Annotated in this window: 13 protein-coding genes and 1 pseudogene; 5 read left to right on the top strand and 9 right to left on the bottom strand. The window is 63.1% G+C overall.

Translation table 11 applies throughout. From position 1 onward, the window contains the following. Positions 1 to 122: 122 nt before the first annotated feature. A complete protein-coding gene (locus C1896_00345; GenBank protein AZZ43509.1) occupies positions 123 to 2216 on the bottom strand; it encodes a hybrid sensor histidine kinase/response regulator in 2094 nt (697 codons plus the stop codon). 378 nt (positions 2217 to 2594) lie between these two features. Between C1896_00345 and C1896_00340 the strand changes: the two genes are divergently transcribed. Continuing rightward, positions 2595 to 4388, top strand: a complete 1794-nt coding sequence (locus tag C1896_00340) for a sensor domain-containing phosphodiesterase (protein ID AZZ43508.1) — start codon at positions 2595 to 2597, stop codon at positions 4386 to 4388. A gap of 85 nt (positions 4389 to 4473) precedes the next feature. Here C1896_00340 and C1896_00335 read toward each other — a convergent pair whose 3' ends face one another. The 3 genes from C1896_00335 to treS form a co-directional block, all read right to left on the bottom strand. After that, positions 4474 to 4656 carry a hypothetical protein gene (locus tag C1896_00335; GenBank protein AZZ43507.1) on the bottom strand — a complete coding sequence of 61 codons (183 nt, stop codon included), beginning with the start codon at positions 4654 to 4656 and terminating at the stop codon, positions 4474 to 4476. 64 nt (positions 4657 to 4720) lie between these two features. Continuing rightward, positions 4721 to 5362 carry a hypothetical protein gene (locus C1896_00330; protein AZZ43506.1) on the bottom strand — a complete coding sequence of 214 codons (642 nt, stop codon included), beginning with the start codon at positions 5360 to 5362 and terminating at the stop codon, positions 4721 to 4723. Positions 5363 to 5459: 97 nt separating this feature from the next. Beyond that, complete coding sequence (treS, locus tag C1896_00325) at positions 5460 to 7529, bottom strand: maltose alpha-D-glucosyltransferase (GenBank protein ID AZZ43505.1); 2070 nt, start codon at positions 7527 to 7529, stop codon at positions 5460 to 5462. Positions 7530 to 7880: 351 nt separating this feature from the next. Here treS and C1896_00320 point away from each other — a divergent pair. After that, positions 7881 to 8114, top strand: a pseudogene (locus tag C1896_00320) (hypothetical protein). A 62-nt stretch (positions 8115 to 8176) separates the two neighbouring features. Here C1896_00320 and C1896_00315 read toward each other — a convergent pair. Further along, a complete protein-coding gene (locus C1896_00315) occupies positions 8177 to 9118 on the bottom strand; it encodes a D-alanyl-D-alanine endopeptidase (GenBank protein ID AZZ47457.1) in 942 nt (313 codons plus the stop codon). Between the two features lie 417 nt (positions 9119 to 9535). On the opposite strand from C1896_00315, the gene C1896_00310 reads away from it, so the two are divergent. Together C1896_00310 and C1896_00305 are read left to right on the top strand one after the other, a co-directional pair. Then, complete coding sequence (locus tag C1896_00310; GenBank protein AZZ43504.1) at positions 9536 to 9847, top strand: DUF883 domain-containing protein; 312 nt, start codon at positions 9536 to 9538, stop codon at positions 9845 to 9847. A gap of 15 nt (positions 9848 to 9862) precedes the next feature. Continuing rightward, complete coding sequence (locus C1896_00305) at positions 9863 to 10471, top strand: NADH-flavin reductase (GenBank protein AZZ43503.1); 609 nt, start codon at positions 9863 to 9865, stop codon at positions 10469 to 10471. A 7-nt stretch (positions 10472 to 10478) separates the two neighbouring features. Here C1896_00305 and C1896_00300 read toward each other — a convergent pair whose 3' ends face one another. Continuing rightward, positions 10479 to 11297 carry a shikimate dehydrogenase gene (locus C1896_00300; protein AZZ43502.1) on the bottom strand — a complete coding sequence of 273 codons (819 nt, stop codon included), beginning with the start codon at positions 11295 to 11297 and terminating at the stop codon, positions 10479 to 10481. A 45-nt stretch (positions 11298 to 11342) separates the two neighbouring features. After that, positions 11343 to 12260, bottom strand: coding sequence for an oxygen-dependent coproporphyrinogen oxidase (locus C1896_00295; GenBank protein AZZ43501.1), 918 nt, complete (start codon positions 12258 to 12260; stop codon positions 11343 to 11345). 154 nt (positions 12261 to 12414) lie between these two features. Between C1896_00295 and C1896_00290 the strand changes: the two genes are divergently transcribed. Beyond that, positions 12415 to 13392: a quinone oxidoreductase gene (locus C1896_00290; GenBank protein ID AZZ43500.1), complete on the top strand. Its 978-nt coding sequence runs from the start codon at positions 12415 to 12417 to the stop codon at positions 13390 to 13392. Positions 13393 to 13420: 28 nt separating this feature from the next. Here the strand turns inward: C1896_00290 and C1896_00285 are convergent, their stop codons facing one another. Then, the gene (locus tag C1896_00285; GenBank protein AZZ43499.1) at positions 13421 to 13978 is read right to left on the bottom strand and encodes a tRNA threonylcarbamoyladenosine biosynthesis protein RimN; all 558 of its coding nucleotides are present in this window, start codon (positions 13976 to 13978) and stop codon (positions 13421 to 13423) included. A 63-nt stretch (positions 13979 to 14041) separates the two neighbouring features. Then, positions 14042 to 15133 carry a DNA-protecting protein DprA gene (gene dprA, locus C1896_00280; protein ID AZZ43498.1) on the bottom strand — a complete coding sequence of 364 codons (1092 nt, stop codon included), beginning with the start codon at positions 15131 to 15133 and terminating at the stop codon, positions 14042 to 14044. Positions 15134 to 15183 lie beyond the last annotated feature (50 nt).

Here is a 15183-nt window from a genome sequence, read left to right as displayed (position 1 = left end):
AGCACGGCGTCTCGGCTCGGTTCGGTGCTTTCTCATCTGTATTCAGCAGAGGGGAATAGCAGGCGGATGGTTCCGGCAATAAACCGGGAAGCCGACGAAAGCCCCAGTAAAAGGGTAGGAGTTCAGCCGTGAAGCGCAGGCGGCTGTCCGATCAGCTCGCGCATCCGCTCGGCCAGGCTGTTAACCGAAAACGGTTTGCTGAGCACCGACATTCCGGGCTCCAGCAGGCCGTTGTGGAACAATGCGTTCTCGGCATAACCGGTGATGAACAGCACGCGCAGATCGGGACGAGCGAGCCGACCGGCATTGGCGAGCTGCAGACCGTTCATGCCGCCGGGCAGGCCGACATCGGTCAGCAGCAGATCGAGGTGCTCGCCGGATTGCAGCACTTCGAGTGCCGCAACCCCGTCGGCGACGACGATGGCGCGATAGCCGAGATCCGCCAATAGATCGGTGATCAGCAGCCGCACGGTCGGTTCGTCATCGACGACCAGCACCGTCTCGCCTCGCTGGGCGGGCAGCACGGGTGCCAGACCGAGCGGGCCGTTATCGCGCTCCGCCGTGCCGGTGTACCGCGGCAAGTAGAGGCTGACGGTGGTGCCGATACCAAGCTGGGAATGGATACGCACCTGACCACCGGACTGCTGCGTAAATCCATGGATCATCGACAGGCCGAGGCCTGTTCCTTCCCCCATCGGCTTGGTGGTGAAGAAGGGGTCGAAGGCCTTGGTCAGCACCTCGGGCGACATGCCGGTGCCGCTGTCGGTGACGCGGATGGCCAGGTATTCGCCCTCGGGAATGTCCTGCTGCCGGGCACTCTCGGCATCGAACACGCGGTTGCCGGTTTCGACCGTGATGCGACCGCCCTCAGGCATTGCGTCGCGGGCATTGAGGCACAGGTTGAGCAGGGCATTTTCCAGCTGTGACGGGTCGACCCGAGCCGTCCACAAATCAGCGGTGCAGTAACTCTCCACGACGATGTTCGGCCCCACGGTGCGCTGGACCATGTCGAGCATGCCGCTGACCAGCCGCCCGGCATTGATGGCTTTTGGGGCCAGCGTCTGACGGCGGGAAAAGGCCAGCAGGCGATGGGTCAGCGCCGCGGCCCGCTTGGTCGCACCCTGCGCTACCAGCAGATATTTCGAGACCTCGCCGGTGCGGTCCTGCCGAATGCGGGCCTCAATCATTTCCAGGCTGACCGAGATGCCGGCGAGCAGGTTGTTGAAGTCGTGTGCCAGGCCGCCGGTGAGCTGGCCGACTGCTTCCATCTTCTGTGCCTGGCGCAGCTGCTCGTGGGTCGACTCGAGTTGTGCCTGACGCTCTATTTCTTCGGTGATGTCACGGCCGGTGGCGTACGTTTTGTCACCGGCGGGTGCGGCGACCCACGAAATCCAGTGGTGCGCCCCGTTCTTGTGTCGGTAGCGATTGACGATCCGCACCTGCTTGCCACCGGCTGTAGTCAGGTAGGCGTCAACGGTACGCAGATGGTCTTCTTCGGTAATGAATTCATTGATGTGATGGCCGATCAGTTCTTCGGGCTGGTAACCGAGCAGGGTCGTCCATGCTGGGTTCACACGCTGGAATATCCCTTTGAAGTTGATCACCACCATCAAGTCGGGCGAGGTGTCCCACATCAGGTTGCGTTCTTCCGTGCGGATGGCAACCTCTTGAGCCAACTGCTCATTCATGTCACGCAACTGCTGCTTGGCGACCAGGCGCTGCTGTTCGGCAACCACCTGACCGGTGATCTCGATGCCCTGGTTCAGCAGGCCGACGACTCTGCCGTCTTCACCGAAAATCGGTGTCGCGCTGATGTTCCAATAGGTGATTTCTGGTTGGCCGTTGCGCACCATTGGCAACTCGACCCGGTCCTGCGCGAAGCCTTCCCCCGTGCGCATCGCATGTTCAAACGGGGGCGCCACCAGGTCCCAGACGTCACCCCATACCTCGGCTACCGGCCGCCCTATCGCGGCCGGATGACGATCGGCCATTGAGGCGACGTAAGCATCGTTATAGAGCATTCGCAGCTCTGGCCCCCAGAGCACCGTTCCCAACAGCGGGGAATTCAGACAGGCGCCGACCATGGAGCGCAAGGATTGCGGCCAACACTCGACAGGGCCGAACGGCGTGGCCGCCCAATCATGGTTTCGCATCAACGCACCCATCTCTCCGCCACCGGAGAGAAAACCAGGCACCTCATTCATCGCATCGGGCATGTCCGGCCATCGTCCTTTGAAACCGCCACCTGGCGGCGGCTTTGTACTGCTGGGTTGTCGCGGTTATGAACCGCATGGAGGCGAATTCACCAGTGGGGGTGAAGGTTGGAAAGCGATGCGTCGAAGGCGTTCCGGAGCGACAGATAAGCGAGAAGCCTACAAGCATGCTGGCGCGTATCCACTATGCGGATGCTCATGTCGCGCCCATCTGCACCTCCCGTCGGCACCTCATCAAGGAACAAACGAACCGGTCGATATGCGGGCAAGAGGTCCCGTTGTGCCGACCGTTCGGGCATGACGTCCAGATATCCGTTGCAACCCATACCGGACGCCGCGCCGACGGCTCGGACCCATTCGAATTTCCAGGCAGTTGATCATATGGCTGGTGCTCCCACCCCGATAAATGAAGCGCAGCGACAGCTGCAAGTGACGCAGCTGTGCCGGCTGGACACGGCGCCCGACGAGGTGTTCGAGCACATCGTGGCGATGGTGGCGGAGTATTTTCAGGCGCCGATTGCGTTGATCTCGATCGTCGACGAACAGCGCCAGTGGTTCACAGCCCGGATCGGGCTGCTGACTCAGGAGACGCCGCGACACGATTCCTTCTGCGCCTATGCAATCCTCGCTAACGAGCCGCTCCAGGTGCTCGATGCCACCCAGGATGTGCGCTTCCAGAACAACTCGCTGGTCACGGGCGAGCCGGGCATTCGTTTTTATGCGGGCATGCCACTGATTACGCCGGAAGGGCTGGGCCTGGGCAGCCTGTGCATCATCGACACCAAACCGCGACGGGCACTGACCCCGCAGGAACTGTCGATGCTTGGCCATTTCGCCAAACTGACGATGGCGCGCATCCTGACACTGCGCAACACCAACTTCATCGATGCATCCACGGGTTTGTACAACCGCTCGCGGCTCGAAGATGACGTGGCGCGGGCAGCTGCCACGTCTGATCAGAGCAATGTGTTGGTCGTGGCCGATGTGATCGGGCCGATGCTGTTGAACGACATCATCAAGGTGCTCGGTCACAGCTTTGCCCAAACGCTGATGCTGCGCATGCAACAGACCCTGCAAGCGCAGCTTCCAGATCGGTGCGGGCTGTATTGCATCAGCCCGAGTCGTTTTGCTTTTCTGATCCCCGACGGGCCGCAGGATGAGCTGATCCAGCTCTATGACCGGATCATCGCGGCGTTCGACGCCCCGGTGCAGTGCAATTCGATTCCGATCAAGACCCAGATCGGTCTCGGCGTGCTGCCGCTGCACAGTGGCGTGCTGGAGCAGGACTGGCTGCGCCTGGCGATCACGTCGGCGGACGACGCGCGTGATCGTGGCATCGGCTGGTCGCCTTACGAATCCCGACTCGATGCGGTGCAGCAGCGTGCTTTCACCTTGCTCAGCGGTCTCGCCGAGGCGTTACACAGCGACGGACAGCTGCGGCTGGTCTATCAGCCGCGTATCAGCCTGGTGGATGGGCACTGCACTTCGGTCGAGGCGCTGCTGCGCTGGGATCATCCGACGCTCGGCGCCATCGGCCCGGCTGAATTCATTCCGCTGGCCGAGAAGACCGCACTGATCCGCGAGCTGAGCCTGTGGGTCGCCGAGAAGGCCGTCATGCAGGCGGCAACCTGGCAGCGCCAAGGGGCGAGGTTCAAGGTCGCCATCAACGTGTCGGCGTCGGATCTGGACAGCCCGGCCTTCGTCGATCGCATCATTGAGTTGCTGAGCGATCAGCGTGTCGACCCGAGAAGTCTGGAGGTGGAATTTACCGAAAGCGCCCTGATGCGTAACCCGGGAGAAGTCAGTCGCCAGCTGCTGCGCCTGCGCTCACTGGGCGTGGAGGTGGCCATCGATGACTTCGGCACCGGCTACAGCAACTGGACCTATCTGCGCGACCTGCCCGCGTCGACGGTCAAGCTCGATCAATCCTTCATCCGCAACTTGGGCGACGACGAGAAAGACTGTCGGCTGGTGCGAACCATCATCGATTTGGCCAAGCGCCTCGAACTGCGCGTCGTGGCCGAAGGGATCGAAACCCAGGCGGTCTACGATCTGGTGGCCCAGTGGGGCTGTGAAGAGGGACAGGGGTATTACATTGCCCGCCCCATGGCGCCTGAGCTGCTGCTGGGTTGGGCTGACGAAAACACCCAGGCGACTCAAGGCAGCGCCGGTTGAGTCACCGCGGCGAGAGGGCATCGGCCAGCCGAAAACAAGCTGTCGGATTGTCAGGCCCTACGCGGCTTTTAAGCTGCCGCAGCGGTCACCCTTTCGCGGCCTGACGTTCATCGCTGGCCCGCACGGCGCTCTGTGCGGCTTCGACATCGTCCAGCAGGTATTTCACCTTGCCCTCATGGTCGGTGACGCGGAATACCACCTCGACCTCGGGCCCACGCATCTCCTCGGGGATATCGTTGCCCTGGAGCTTGGTCACGGTAACAGGCATGGCAGTCTCCTTATGGCGATAAGGCTGTGACCGGAGCTGCCCTGGGCCGATCCCTCGATCTAGGTCATTCGGCTGAATGGCGCGACGCTGTGCTTCTGCCGGTTTCGCGCAAGGCCGCTTCGCGCTCGAGCTGCAGCTCCATGGCATAACCCGGCCGTTCGACGCTGCTGTAATCGCGGGTATAGCGCCGCGCGAATTCGCCTACGCCCCATTCCAGGTATTGCTCGACGTGCTTGAGCTCGTGCGCCCAGAGGGCAACGTTGTCCAGGGCATCGGCCTCGTTGCGGAAGACGATGATGTCGATCAGCGTCACCGCGACGATGTCCGGGTTGCGCAGCAGGGTGTTGGCGGCGGTGAGCACGCTGTCATCGCCGACGCGGTAGCGCGCGGTCTCCAACACCGCCAGATCGAAATAGGGCTCGAGCTGCGAGCGGATGTGCAGCGGGATAGGCTGGCTCTCCTGCAACGCCAGCCGATCGCGCGACTGGCGAATCCAGGTCTCCAGCCCCGCGGCAGCCAGCCACTGCATCTGCTCGTACAGCGTTTCGGAATGCTGCGCAGAGACCGGCATGCATACGCAGGCGCCGAGGCAGAGGGGCTGTTGGCCGGACGGGCAGGCGGTCTGCGCCTGGCTCGAAAAGATCGACGAACCGAGCACGCAGGCGAACACCGTGCGCAGGAAACGGAAGCGGGAGGTGGCGGACACGTATGCACTCTTCGGATGAGCTAGGCGGCCCGCAGGGCCGGCCGGCGCGCACTATAGCTGCGCCGGCGAGCCAAGCGAAGAGGGCGCTGATGCTCGGTCAGAGTACCGGTGATGCGGCGCTGACCACTCGCAGGGCAAGGCCTTCGTAAGGGTCGAGGTTGAAGGTCATCTCACCGTTTTCGGTGAGGTCGCCTTCGATGCTTTCGTGGATGATGTCCACCACCGGCCCAGGCGCTACGCCGGGGAGGGTGACCGTCTCGCTGATGGTCTCGGCGCTGAAGTTGAGCGCCGTGATCTGCACGCCTTTACCGGCGGGCAGTTCGTGGACCATTACCAGTAACCCTGGCGCCTGCACGTCTGGAATCAGGATCTGCTTGCTGGCGGCGATGTCGTAGGCGCGGCGTACGCTGAGGATGCGCTTGAGCTGGCAGGCGAAGGAGCCGGTGTTCTTCAGCTGCTCGACCAGGCTGCCGTAGAGCGAACGCGCCTTGGGCAAGCCCTCGCTGGAGGTGTCCACCTCGGGTGCGATATCGGCCAGGTCATAACCGCCGCGATGCAGCCAGCGGGTGTCGCCTTCGGTCATCAGGTGTTCCACCTGCTCGGCTTCCAGCGGCAACGCGCCGACCAGATCCCAGCCGGAAAGGGCGAACACGCCAGGCTGCATGGCATTGAACATCACCAGCAGGATATGCAGGCGTTGGATCTGTTCGATATCGGCCGCGCTGATGGTGTTGAGGTCACGGATGCCCAGCGCCGCCGTGATGACGCTGACGGTGGTGCAGGACACGCCGTTGGTGACGAACTTGAGGTTGTAGGGCGCATGCTCGCCGGTCAGGCGTTCGTACATTTCCTCACGGATGTGCTCGCGCAGGACGCCGCCGGGCAGCGTCTGCCCGTGGTAGTGGTAATGGTCGTAGGCGTGCAGTGTCCAGAAATGCACCAGTTCCAGGGTCAGCTCGTCGTGGTTCTGCATCGCGTGGATCAGCGAAGCCGGATCGATGCCGAACGCGTGGACTTCACGCAGCATCAACCGCAGGAATTCGGTATCCCCAGTCACGAGGGCATGGTGATAAGCGGGACGAGTGATGAAGTCGTAGGAGAGGTCGGCGCCGCCGTGGGACATCGAGGCGATGTCGTCGATGGTCAGGTTCAGTTCCTGGAAGCTGAAACCACCGGCTTTGCGGATTGCGCCAGCAATCAGCTGGTTGCCGGTCACTGACAGCGGATGGCCTTCGGACCAGGCGGTGCCTTCAGCGCGACGCTCGACACCCAGGAAGCCGTTGGCATCCAGGCGCAAGACCCGCGCGCCCGAGACGTCGATGGCATGCAGCGCATCGCCAATGATCAGTTGCTGGGCGGCGAAGGTGGGGTCAAGCCAGTTCAGCGACGGCTGGCCTTCCTTGAAGTAGTGCAGGTACACCCAGCGCCGACGCTTGCCATCGACGCCGGTCACGATGCCGGTCACGCTCCAGTCGGTGTCCTTGATGCCCGGCTCGAAGAAGATCACCCGTTGCAGCTGGCCGACGATGTAGTGCTTTTCCTTCAACTGGTCGACCACCGGGGGCGACAGGTTGATCGCATCTCGGCCCTTGGGCACGTCCGGCAGCAGGGGCCAGTCTTCTTCATTGATCTCGACCATGTGATAGAGACCGGGGTAATCACCGTAAGCCATCTCGGCAAGACGGAAATCCGCGCCCTTGCCGGTGTGCGCCGGGACGACGTCATCGATGACGATGGCGTTGTGCGCGGCCGCCATACGGCTGAGCTGCTGCATCTCCGCCTCAGTGCCGAGGTTGGGGTCGATATCGAAGCTGATGCGGTCGAAGTTGCCATCAATGGTGGGGGTGTACTCACGCCCACGCAGGCCACCGGAGCGTTTCATCGGCCCGTTATGGATGCCCTGCACGCCAAGTTCCGATAGTGCGCTCCAGAGGCGATCGTCCCCCAGCGCCTGCAACACCGAGCCGCCTTCGGGCGTGATGATCGCCGCTGGGTAGGCGGTGAACCACACCGAGGAAATCGCACTGGCATCACGCGGTCGCGCCTGGGCGTAAGGGCGCTGCCAGAGCCGCGCCTGGCCGGCATAGAGTCGGGCCCGATCACGGGCAGCTTTTAGCATGGACTGGCTTTCCAGCCACTCGATGTAGGTATTGTCTGGCGTGCTCATAACGACCTTCGGTTCCCGTTGCGCTGAGGGCGAATGTAGTCGTTTGAGTAGGGCGGGCCAGCATCGTTGCATTGGATTCCATGGATCACCACTTCAGCAAAGCAGCCTTTCTACCCAGCTCAACCTCAAGCCGCGCCACCACGCTTCTTCGTAGGAGCCAGCTTGCTGGCGATCCGGACCTCCGCGGTGCCGAAAACATCGCCAGCAAGCTGGCTCCTACAGACGACGCTGTGCCGATACCGGCTGATAGATATCGTCGGCCATTCACGACGCGGCGAGTAGACCGAGCAGGGAACCGTGACGACCCAGACGCCTCGAAAAGACCGAGCGGCAGCCGCCGTGGATTCAATCATCGTCGAAGCTGTGGGGTTGGCGGTCGACATGGCAGTCACCACCCCGACACCACCGGGCCATGGGCATGTGTATGCGCCTGCCGATTATGTCGATGCCTGGCGGTTGGTGACTGCGCCCAACGATTGGAATGACGAGACCTTGCCCCGCCTGAAAGCCCATCTGACCCGCGAACTCGCGAGTGCCGCCGAACAGGACGGCAATGAAGCAGCCTACGGCAATCGTGGCGGCTAGATCGGTCGCCCTTCGCCTGGCTCAACCACCACGCGACGAGACGTGGCGGTGGTGGCGAACGGTCAGCGCGTGCCAATCACCGTCGCCGCATCGCCCGGTTGGCCCGCAAGCTGACGTTGGGCCATCTTCTGCTGCTTATAGGCCAGAGCAGCCGGCGCGACCGGCGTCACCTTGCCGGTTTCCATCCACTTCTTCAGGCGGTTGGCATCGGCCATGTGGGTGTACTTGCCAAAGGCATCAAGCACCACGAAGGCTACGGGGCGCTTGTTCATCACGGTGCGCATCACCAGGCAATGGCCGGCCGCATTGGTAAAGCCGGTCTTGGTCAGCTGGATGCTCCAGTCCGGCTTGCGCACCAGGGCATTGGTATTGCGGAAACCCAGGGTGTAGTTGGGCTTGTGGAAGGCCACGGTCTTTTCGCTGGTGGTGCTGAACTGCTCGATCAATGGATAGGCCTGGCTGGCCTTGAGCAGTTTGACTAGGTCATTGGCGCTGGAGACGTTCCGCTCGGACAGGCCGGTGGGCTCGACATAGTGCGTACGGGTCATTCCCAGCGCCTTGGCTTTGGCGTTCATCGCCTGGATGAAGGCGCTGTAACCGCCCGGATAGTGGTGTGCCAGGCTCGCGGCGGCGCGGTTCTCGGACGACATCAGGGTCAACAGCAGCATTTCGCGACGGCTGATCTCGCTGCCGATGCGTACACGCGAGTACACACCCTGCATTTCGCGCGCGTCACGGATGGTGACGGACAGGCGCTGATCGAGCGGCAGCTTTGCGTCGAGCGCCACCATCGCGGTCATCAGCTTGGTCACCGATGCGATCGGCACCACCACGTCTGGATTGCTGGAATAGAGCACTTCATTGGTTTTCAGATCGATCACCAGCGCGCTCCCGGAGGCGAGCTCCTGTTGCGCAGGGGCCTTCGCAGCAGCGGTGGAAACGGGGGTCAACATGACGCTGCTGCAGGCGAGCAGCAAGCCGAGAATGGAATGACGAAGCTTCAAGATGGACACCGATGAATTGGCAGTGAAAAAAGGCGCGCCGAAGCAGACGGACGCGGCGCGCATTATACGGAAAAGGCGAGCATAAACATGGCCGCCAGCCCTTATATTTCGGCGCTTGCAGCGTATCGACCGGGCGCAAGGCTCTGGCCGTTTCGCTTGTTTCGCCTCACGGATCGTTCAGCGCAACGGCCACAATCCAAAGCGTAGAACAACATGCGTCGCGCTGCTGGGTTTGCCGGCTCGCGGCTCATAAGGTTGTCGGCAGCGCGACTTTTCGCCACAACCGAGCCGACCGGCGGAACCCAGTTACTATTGATAGGTCCGCTTCTAGCAGTCCGGTTTTTTTGGTTGACCACGACCGAAGGCACCTTCACTGCTTCGCAGAGTCCAAACCCTACATTCAAAGGGGAAAACGCTATGTCCCGCTTCAGCCGCACACCTACCACCCGCGACGAAATCGAGCGCGAAATCCAGAATTTGATGACCGCGCTTGACGACCTCAAGGACGATGCCTCGCGCGAATCGCGTCATCGCTTCAATGCGCTGCGCTCGCGCGCCGAGACGCTGTGGAACGACAACAAGTGGGACGAGCACTGCCACGACCTGTCCCCCCGGGGCCGCGATGCCGGGCGCATGGCCAAGGATTGCGCTCGCGAGCATCCGCTGAGCACGGTCGCTCTGGCCGCTGGCGCAGTTGCGCTGATTGGCTATCTCGCCACGCGTCGCTGATCCGGCCGAGCCGTCATGCTCAACGCTGAAACGCCGCGGCTCAAATTCGCTCTGTATGGCGCGCATTCGAGCCTCGGTAACGCGCTGCTCTGCGAGCTGCTGACGCGGCAACACGAAGCCGTGGCCCTGGTCGACGATCTCAATTCGATGACCGTCCGCCCAGGACTGCGCGCAAAGGCCGGTGATCTGTTCGACGCCGTCAGTGTCTCGCAGAGCGTGGCCGGGATGGATGCGGTGATCTGTCTGTACGACAGCCCGTCATTGGCCACAGCCTCCGGCGCAGCAGCCAATCAGCCGCATGACCTGTATCAGGCGGTCGATGCCTTGCTGTCCGGGTTGCCAAAGGTCGGTGTCGCACGGCTGGTACTGGTCGCCGATCTGTCCGCGAAGGGCGACGATCCGACCGTCACCGCCGCGCTGCAACGCATTGCTGCGCATCCGTTGAAGTGGACGCTGGTGGATGCCAACGCTGATGGCGACGACCTGTCGATCGAGGATTTCAGCGTGATTGACGATCTCGACCCCAGTGATCGACGTGTGCAGCTACGGCGTATCGCTGCGGGAATCGTCGACGAGCTGGAGACACCGCAGCACCTGCACGAGCAGATTCACTTCCGTATTTGAGCGACCCTCAAGCGTCGAGCTGGCTGCGCAGCTGCGCCAGAACCGGGCCCGAATCCGGCCGAACCCCGCGCCACAACTCGAAGGCCGCCGCCGCCTGTTCGACCAACATGCCGAGCCCATCGCGGGTCGCTGCGTCACGTTCGGCCGCCCACAGGCAGAAGGGCGTCGGCTTCGCGCCGTACATCATGTCGTAGCAGAGGGTAACGCCAGGGTCGATCAGGTCATCGCCCAACGGTGGCAGCTCGCCGCCGAGGCTCGCCGAGGTGCCATTGATGATCACATCGAACGGGCCTCGCAGCTGCTCGAAGGCGCTTGCACTGACCGGCCCCAGCTCGGCGAACTCGCCGGCCAGCTGTTCGGCCTTGGCCAGGGTGCGGTTGGATATGACCAATGCTACCGGGCGCTGCGCCAGCAGGGGCTCGAGCACCCCACGCACCGCACCACCAGCGCCCAGCAACAGAATTCGCTTGCCTTGCAGCGTGACGCCAGCGTTGTCCAGCAAGTCGCGGACCAGGCCAATGCCGTCGGTGTTATCGCCCAGCAGGCGACCATCTTCCAGCTTCTTCAGGGTGTTCACCGCCCCGGCACGTTGGGCGCGCTCGCTCAGCTGGTCGGCAAGGCGAAACGCCTGTTCCTTGAAGGGCACGGTGACATTGGCGCCCAACCCCTGTTCGAAGAATGCGCGGGCATAGCCGGGAAAGTCATCGAGCGGCGCCAGCAAAGGCTCGTAGCTGAGCGTCTGCCCGGTCTGCTCGGCAAACAGACGGTGGATCTGAGGCGATTTGCTGTGGCCGATGGGGTTGCCGAAGACGCCGTAACGGTCCATTGATGCTCCTAAAAGCAGTAGCGATTCAGAGGTGGTGGGGGCTATTCAAGGCTGTTCGCCCAGCCAGTCCCGATCCTGCAGGAAGTACTCGGTCAGCCGCGCCTCGGGTGTGCCGGGCTCGGGATGCTTGTCGTAACCCCAGCGCACCAGCGGCGGCAGCGACATCAGGATCGACTCGGTGCGTCCACCTGACTGCAGACCGAACAGGGTGCCGCGGTCGTAGACTAGGTTGTATTCCACATAGCGCCCGCGGCGCAGCTCTTGGAATTCCCGCTCGCGCTCACCGAAAGGCATCGCTTTGCGCCGCTGGACGATTGGCAGGTAGGCCTCGATGTAGGCATCGCCTACCGCCCGCATGAACGCGAAGCTGGTGTCGAAATCCCATTCGTTCAGGTCGTCGAAGAACAGCCCACCGACCCCGCGCGGCTCGTTGCGGTGCTTGATGTGAAAATACCGATCACACCATTCCTTGTAGCGCGAATAGACATCGGCGCCGAACGGCGCACACGCATCCCGGGCCACCCGGTGCCAGTGCACACAGTCCTCTTCGTTGCCGTAGTAGGGCGTCAGGTCGAAGCCACCGCCAAACCACCAGACCGGCTCTTCGCCTTCTTTCTCGGCAACGAAGAAGCGCACGTTGGCGTGGGAGGTCGGCACATAGGGGTTTTCCGGGTGGATCACCAGGGACACGCCGAGCGCTTCGAAGCCGCGGCCGGCCAGTTCGGGGCGATGGGCACTGGCCGAAGGGGGCAGACCGCTGCCATGAACGTGAGAGAAATTGACGCCGCCCTTTTCGATCAGCGCACCGTTTTCGATGACCCGGGTCCGGCCACCACCGCCTGCGGGCCGCGTCCAGGCATCCTCGACGAAGCGTGCGCCGCCGTCTTCGGCTTCAAGGGTGGCGCAGATACGGTCCTGCAGATCGAGCAGGTAGGCTTTGACGGCTTCGGTACGCTCGTTCACGAATTCACCTTGGCAAGTGGGCTGCGCTGCTGCCGGCCATGGGCCCAGAGCCGCAGCGCTAGAACAGAAGGCCGGCAAGCATATCACCGGGCCAATTGACGGACGCGCCCGGGAAGCGTTGGATAGGCTCCTTTAGTATTTGTCAGGAGTCGATATGTCGCAGCGCATCCAGTTCAGTCAGCACGGTGGTCCTGAAGTCCTCGAACAGGTCGACGTCCCGGTCGCGGAACCAGGCGCTGGTGAGGTCCGCGTGCGTAACCATGCGATCGGTCTGAACTTCATCGACACTTACTTCCGCAGCGGGCTCTACGCGCCGCCGAGCCTTCCGTCGGGCCTGGGCACCGAAGGTGCCGGTGTCGTCGAAGCGCTGGGTGAGGGCGTCGATGATTTCGCGGTAGGTGATCGTGTCGCTTACGCGACCGGGCCGCTGGGTGCTTACGGTGAACACCACACCCTTCCAGCGCGGCATCTGGTCAAGCTGCCCGAAAGCGTGAGCTTCGAACAAGCCGCCTCGGTGATGCTCAAGGGCCTGACGACTCAATATCTGCTGCGCCAGACCTATGAGCTGAAAGCAGGAGAGACCATCCTTTTCCACGCGGCGGCCGGTGGTGTCGGCTCGATCGCCTGTCAGTGGGCCAAGGCCATCGGTGCGCGGCTGATCGGCGTGGTTGGCTCGGCAGAAAAGGCCGTGCGCGCCAAATCACTGGGCGCCTGGGAGACTATCGATCGCACTCAGGAAGACATCGTCCAGCGCGTGTTGGAGCTGACTGACGGTCAGAAATGTCCGGTTGTCTACGACTCGGTGGGCAAGAGCAGCTGGGACGTCTCGCTCGATTGTGTCGCCCCGCGTGGCCTGCTGGTCAGCTTCGGCAATGCATCCGGCGCGGTTACCGGGGTCAATCTTGGCGTACTGGCTCAGAAGGGCTCGCTGTATGTCACCCGGCCAACTCTGGCCGGTTACGCCACCTCAGCCGAACGCCTGCGAGGCATGGCGACCGAGCTGTTCGAGATGATCGCCAGCGGCCAGATCAAGGTGGAGATCGGCCAGCGTTACCCGCTCGCCGACGCTGCCGAGGCGCAGCGCCAGCTCGCCGCAGGCAAGACGACCGGCTCGACCATCCTCCTGCCCTGAACTGGCTGGGAACCAGCGCGCCCTGGCGTCAGGAAGCGCGGATGACCTCGCCGTTTCGTATATCGCGAATGGTGGAGGGGTTTTTACGGCCGCCCAGGCTGCCGCCAAGCACGCCGTCCAGATCCCCTGGGAAGTACTGCTCGACGCGCAGACGTGAGCGCGCCGAAGGTCGGCCGGCCGGGTTGGCCGAGGTGGACACCAATGGGCCGGTTAAGGCGCAAAGCCTCGCCACCAGCGGGTGATCGGTCACACGCAGTGCAACACTGTCGTGTTGGCCGGTGATCCAGTCTGGCAAGCGATCACGGTGCGGGACCAGCCAGGTATTCGGCCCCGGCCAGCTGCCAACCAAACGGTCCAGCCAACGCTCAGGAAGGTCTTCCAGCAGAAAATCGAATTGCTCGACGCAGTCGGCGACCAGAATCAGTCCTTTCTCCACCGGCCGCTCCTTCAGAGCCAGCAACCGATGTACCGCGTCGCTATCCCAAGGATCGCAGCCCAAGCCCCAGACCGCCTCGGTCGGATAGGCGATCACCCCGCCACGCCTGACGACCCGCGCCGCCTGCTGCACACGCCAATTGCCGACCATTGCCACCTCCCCTGAGACTGATCGGCGAAGTGTACCCAAGCGCTGTCGGCAGTACAGCAGGCCTCAACCCGCGCAAGCGACCCAGCGACCGTTCTCGCAAGCGACGAGTCCCTCGATTTCCAGCTCGGTGAGCGCTGCGAGGATTTCTGACAAGGGCTGGTTCACGGCATCTGCCAGCACCTCGCTGCTCATGGGAGCGGCATGCAGCTGGGCGAGCAACGGGTGCATCGGCTCGGATCGTTGCGCTTCGGGCGTGGCCGGGGCTTGCTGCCAGCCGCGCAAGGCCTGCAGTACGTCGTCGACACTTTCCACCAGTGCAGCGCCCTGGCGAATCAGCTGGTGACAGCCTCGGGCGCCGGGATGGTGGATCGAGCCGGGGATCGCATAGACCTCACGGCCCTGTTCGGCAGCCAGGCGGGCGGTGATCAGCGAGCCGCTCGAAGGACTTGCCTCGACCACCAGCACACCCAATGACAAGCCGCTGATGATTCGATTACGACGAGGAAAGTTGGCGGCCTGCGGCGGACAGTCGAGCGGCAGTTCTGAGACCACCGCACCACCACCCTCAACAATGCGCGCAGCCAGCCCCAGATGGCGACGCGGATAAAGGCACTGCAGCCCCGTACCCAGTACGGCGATCGTCTTGCCACCCACATCCAGCGCACCCTGGTGTGCTGCGCCGTCGATACCCAGGGCCAGCCCGCTGGTAATCACGAAACCGCCGCGAGCCAGGCTGCGCGCAAAGGCAGTGGCGTTATCCAGCCCTGGTCGAGAGGCGCGACGGCTGCCGACCATGGCCAGCTGCGGTCGCTCAAGCAGGCCTGGATCACCCTCGATGAACAACAGGAGTGGGGCGTCCGGCAGCTCCTCTAGCAACCCGGGATACGCCGGGTCATCCCACATCAGCAGATGGTGCCCCGGTGCCTCCAACCAGACCAGGCTGGCCGCGGCTCGCTCGCGGATCGCCGGGCTGCGCCTGGCGTCGGCACAACTGACCGGCAAGCCCAACGAGCGCCACGCGGAGGCTGGCGCGCTGAGCGCTGAGGACGCATCGGGAAAGGCACTGAGCAATTTATGCAGGCGACGCGGGCCCAGCTCCGGCAACAAATGCAGGCGCAGGCGTGCTTCCAGTTCGGCAGGGGAAATCGAAGGCATGAGAACAGTCCTTGTCTCTTGGCACCGCATCCATGCAGTGCTGTTCAGAA

This window comes from Pseudomonadaceae bacterium SI-3, assembly GCA_004010935.1.
Taxonomy (GTDB): Bacteria; Pseudomonadota; Gammaproteobacteria; order Pseudomonadales; family Pseudomonadaceae; genus Stutzerimonas.
This window is presented reverse-complemented; position numbering and strand designations above follow the sequence as displayed.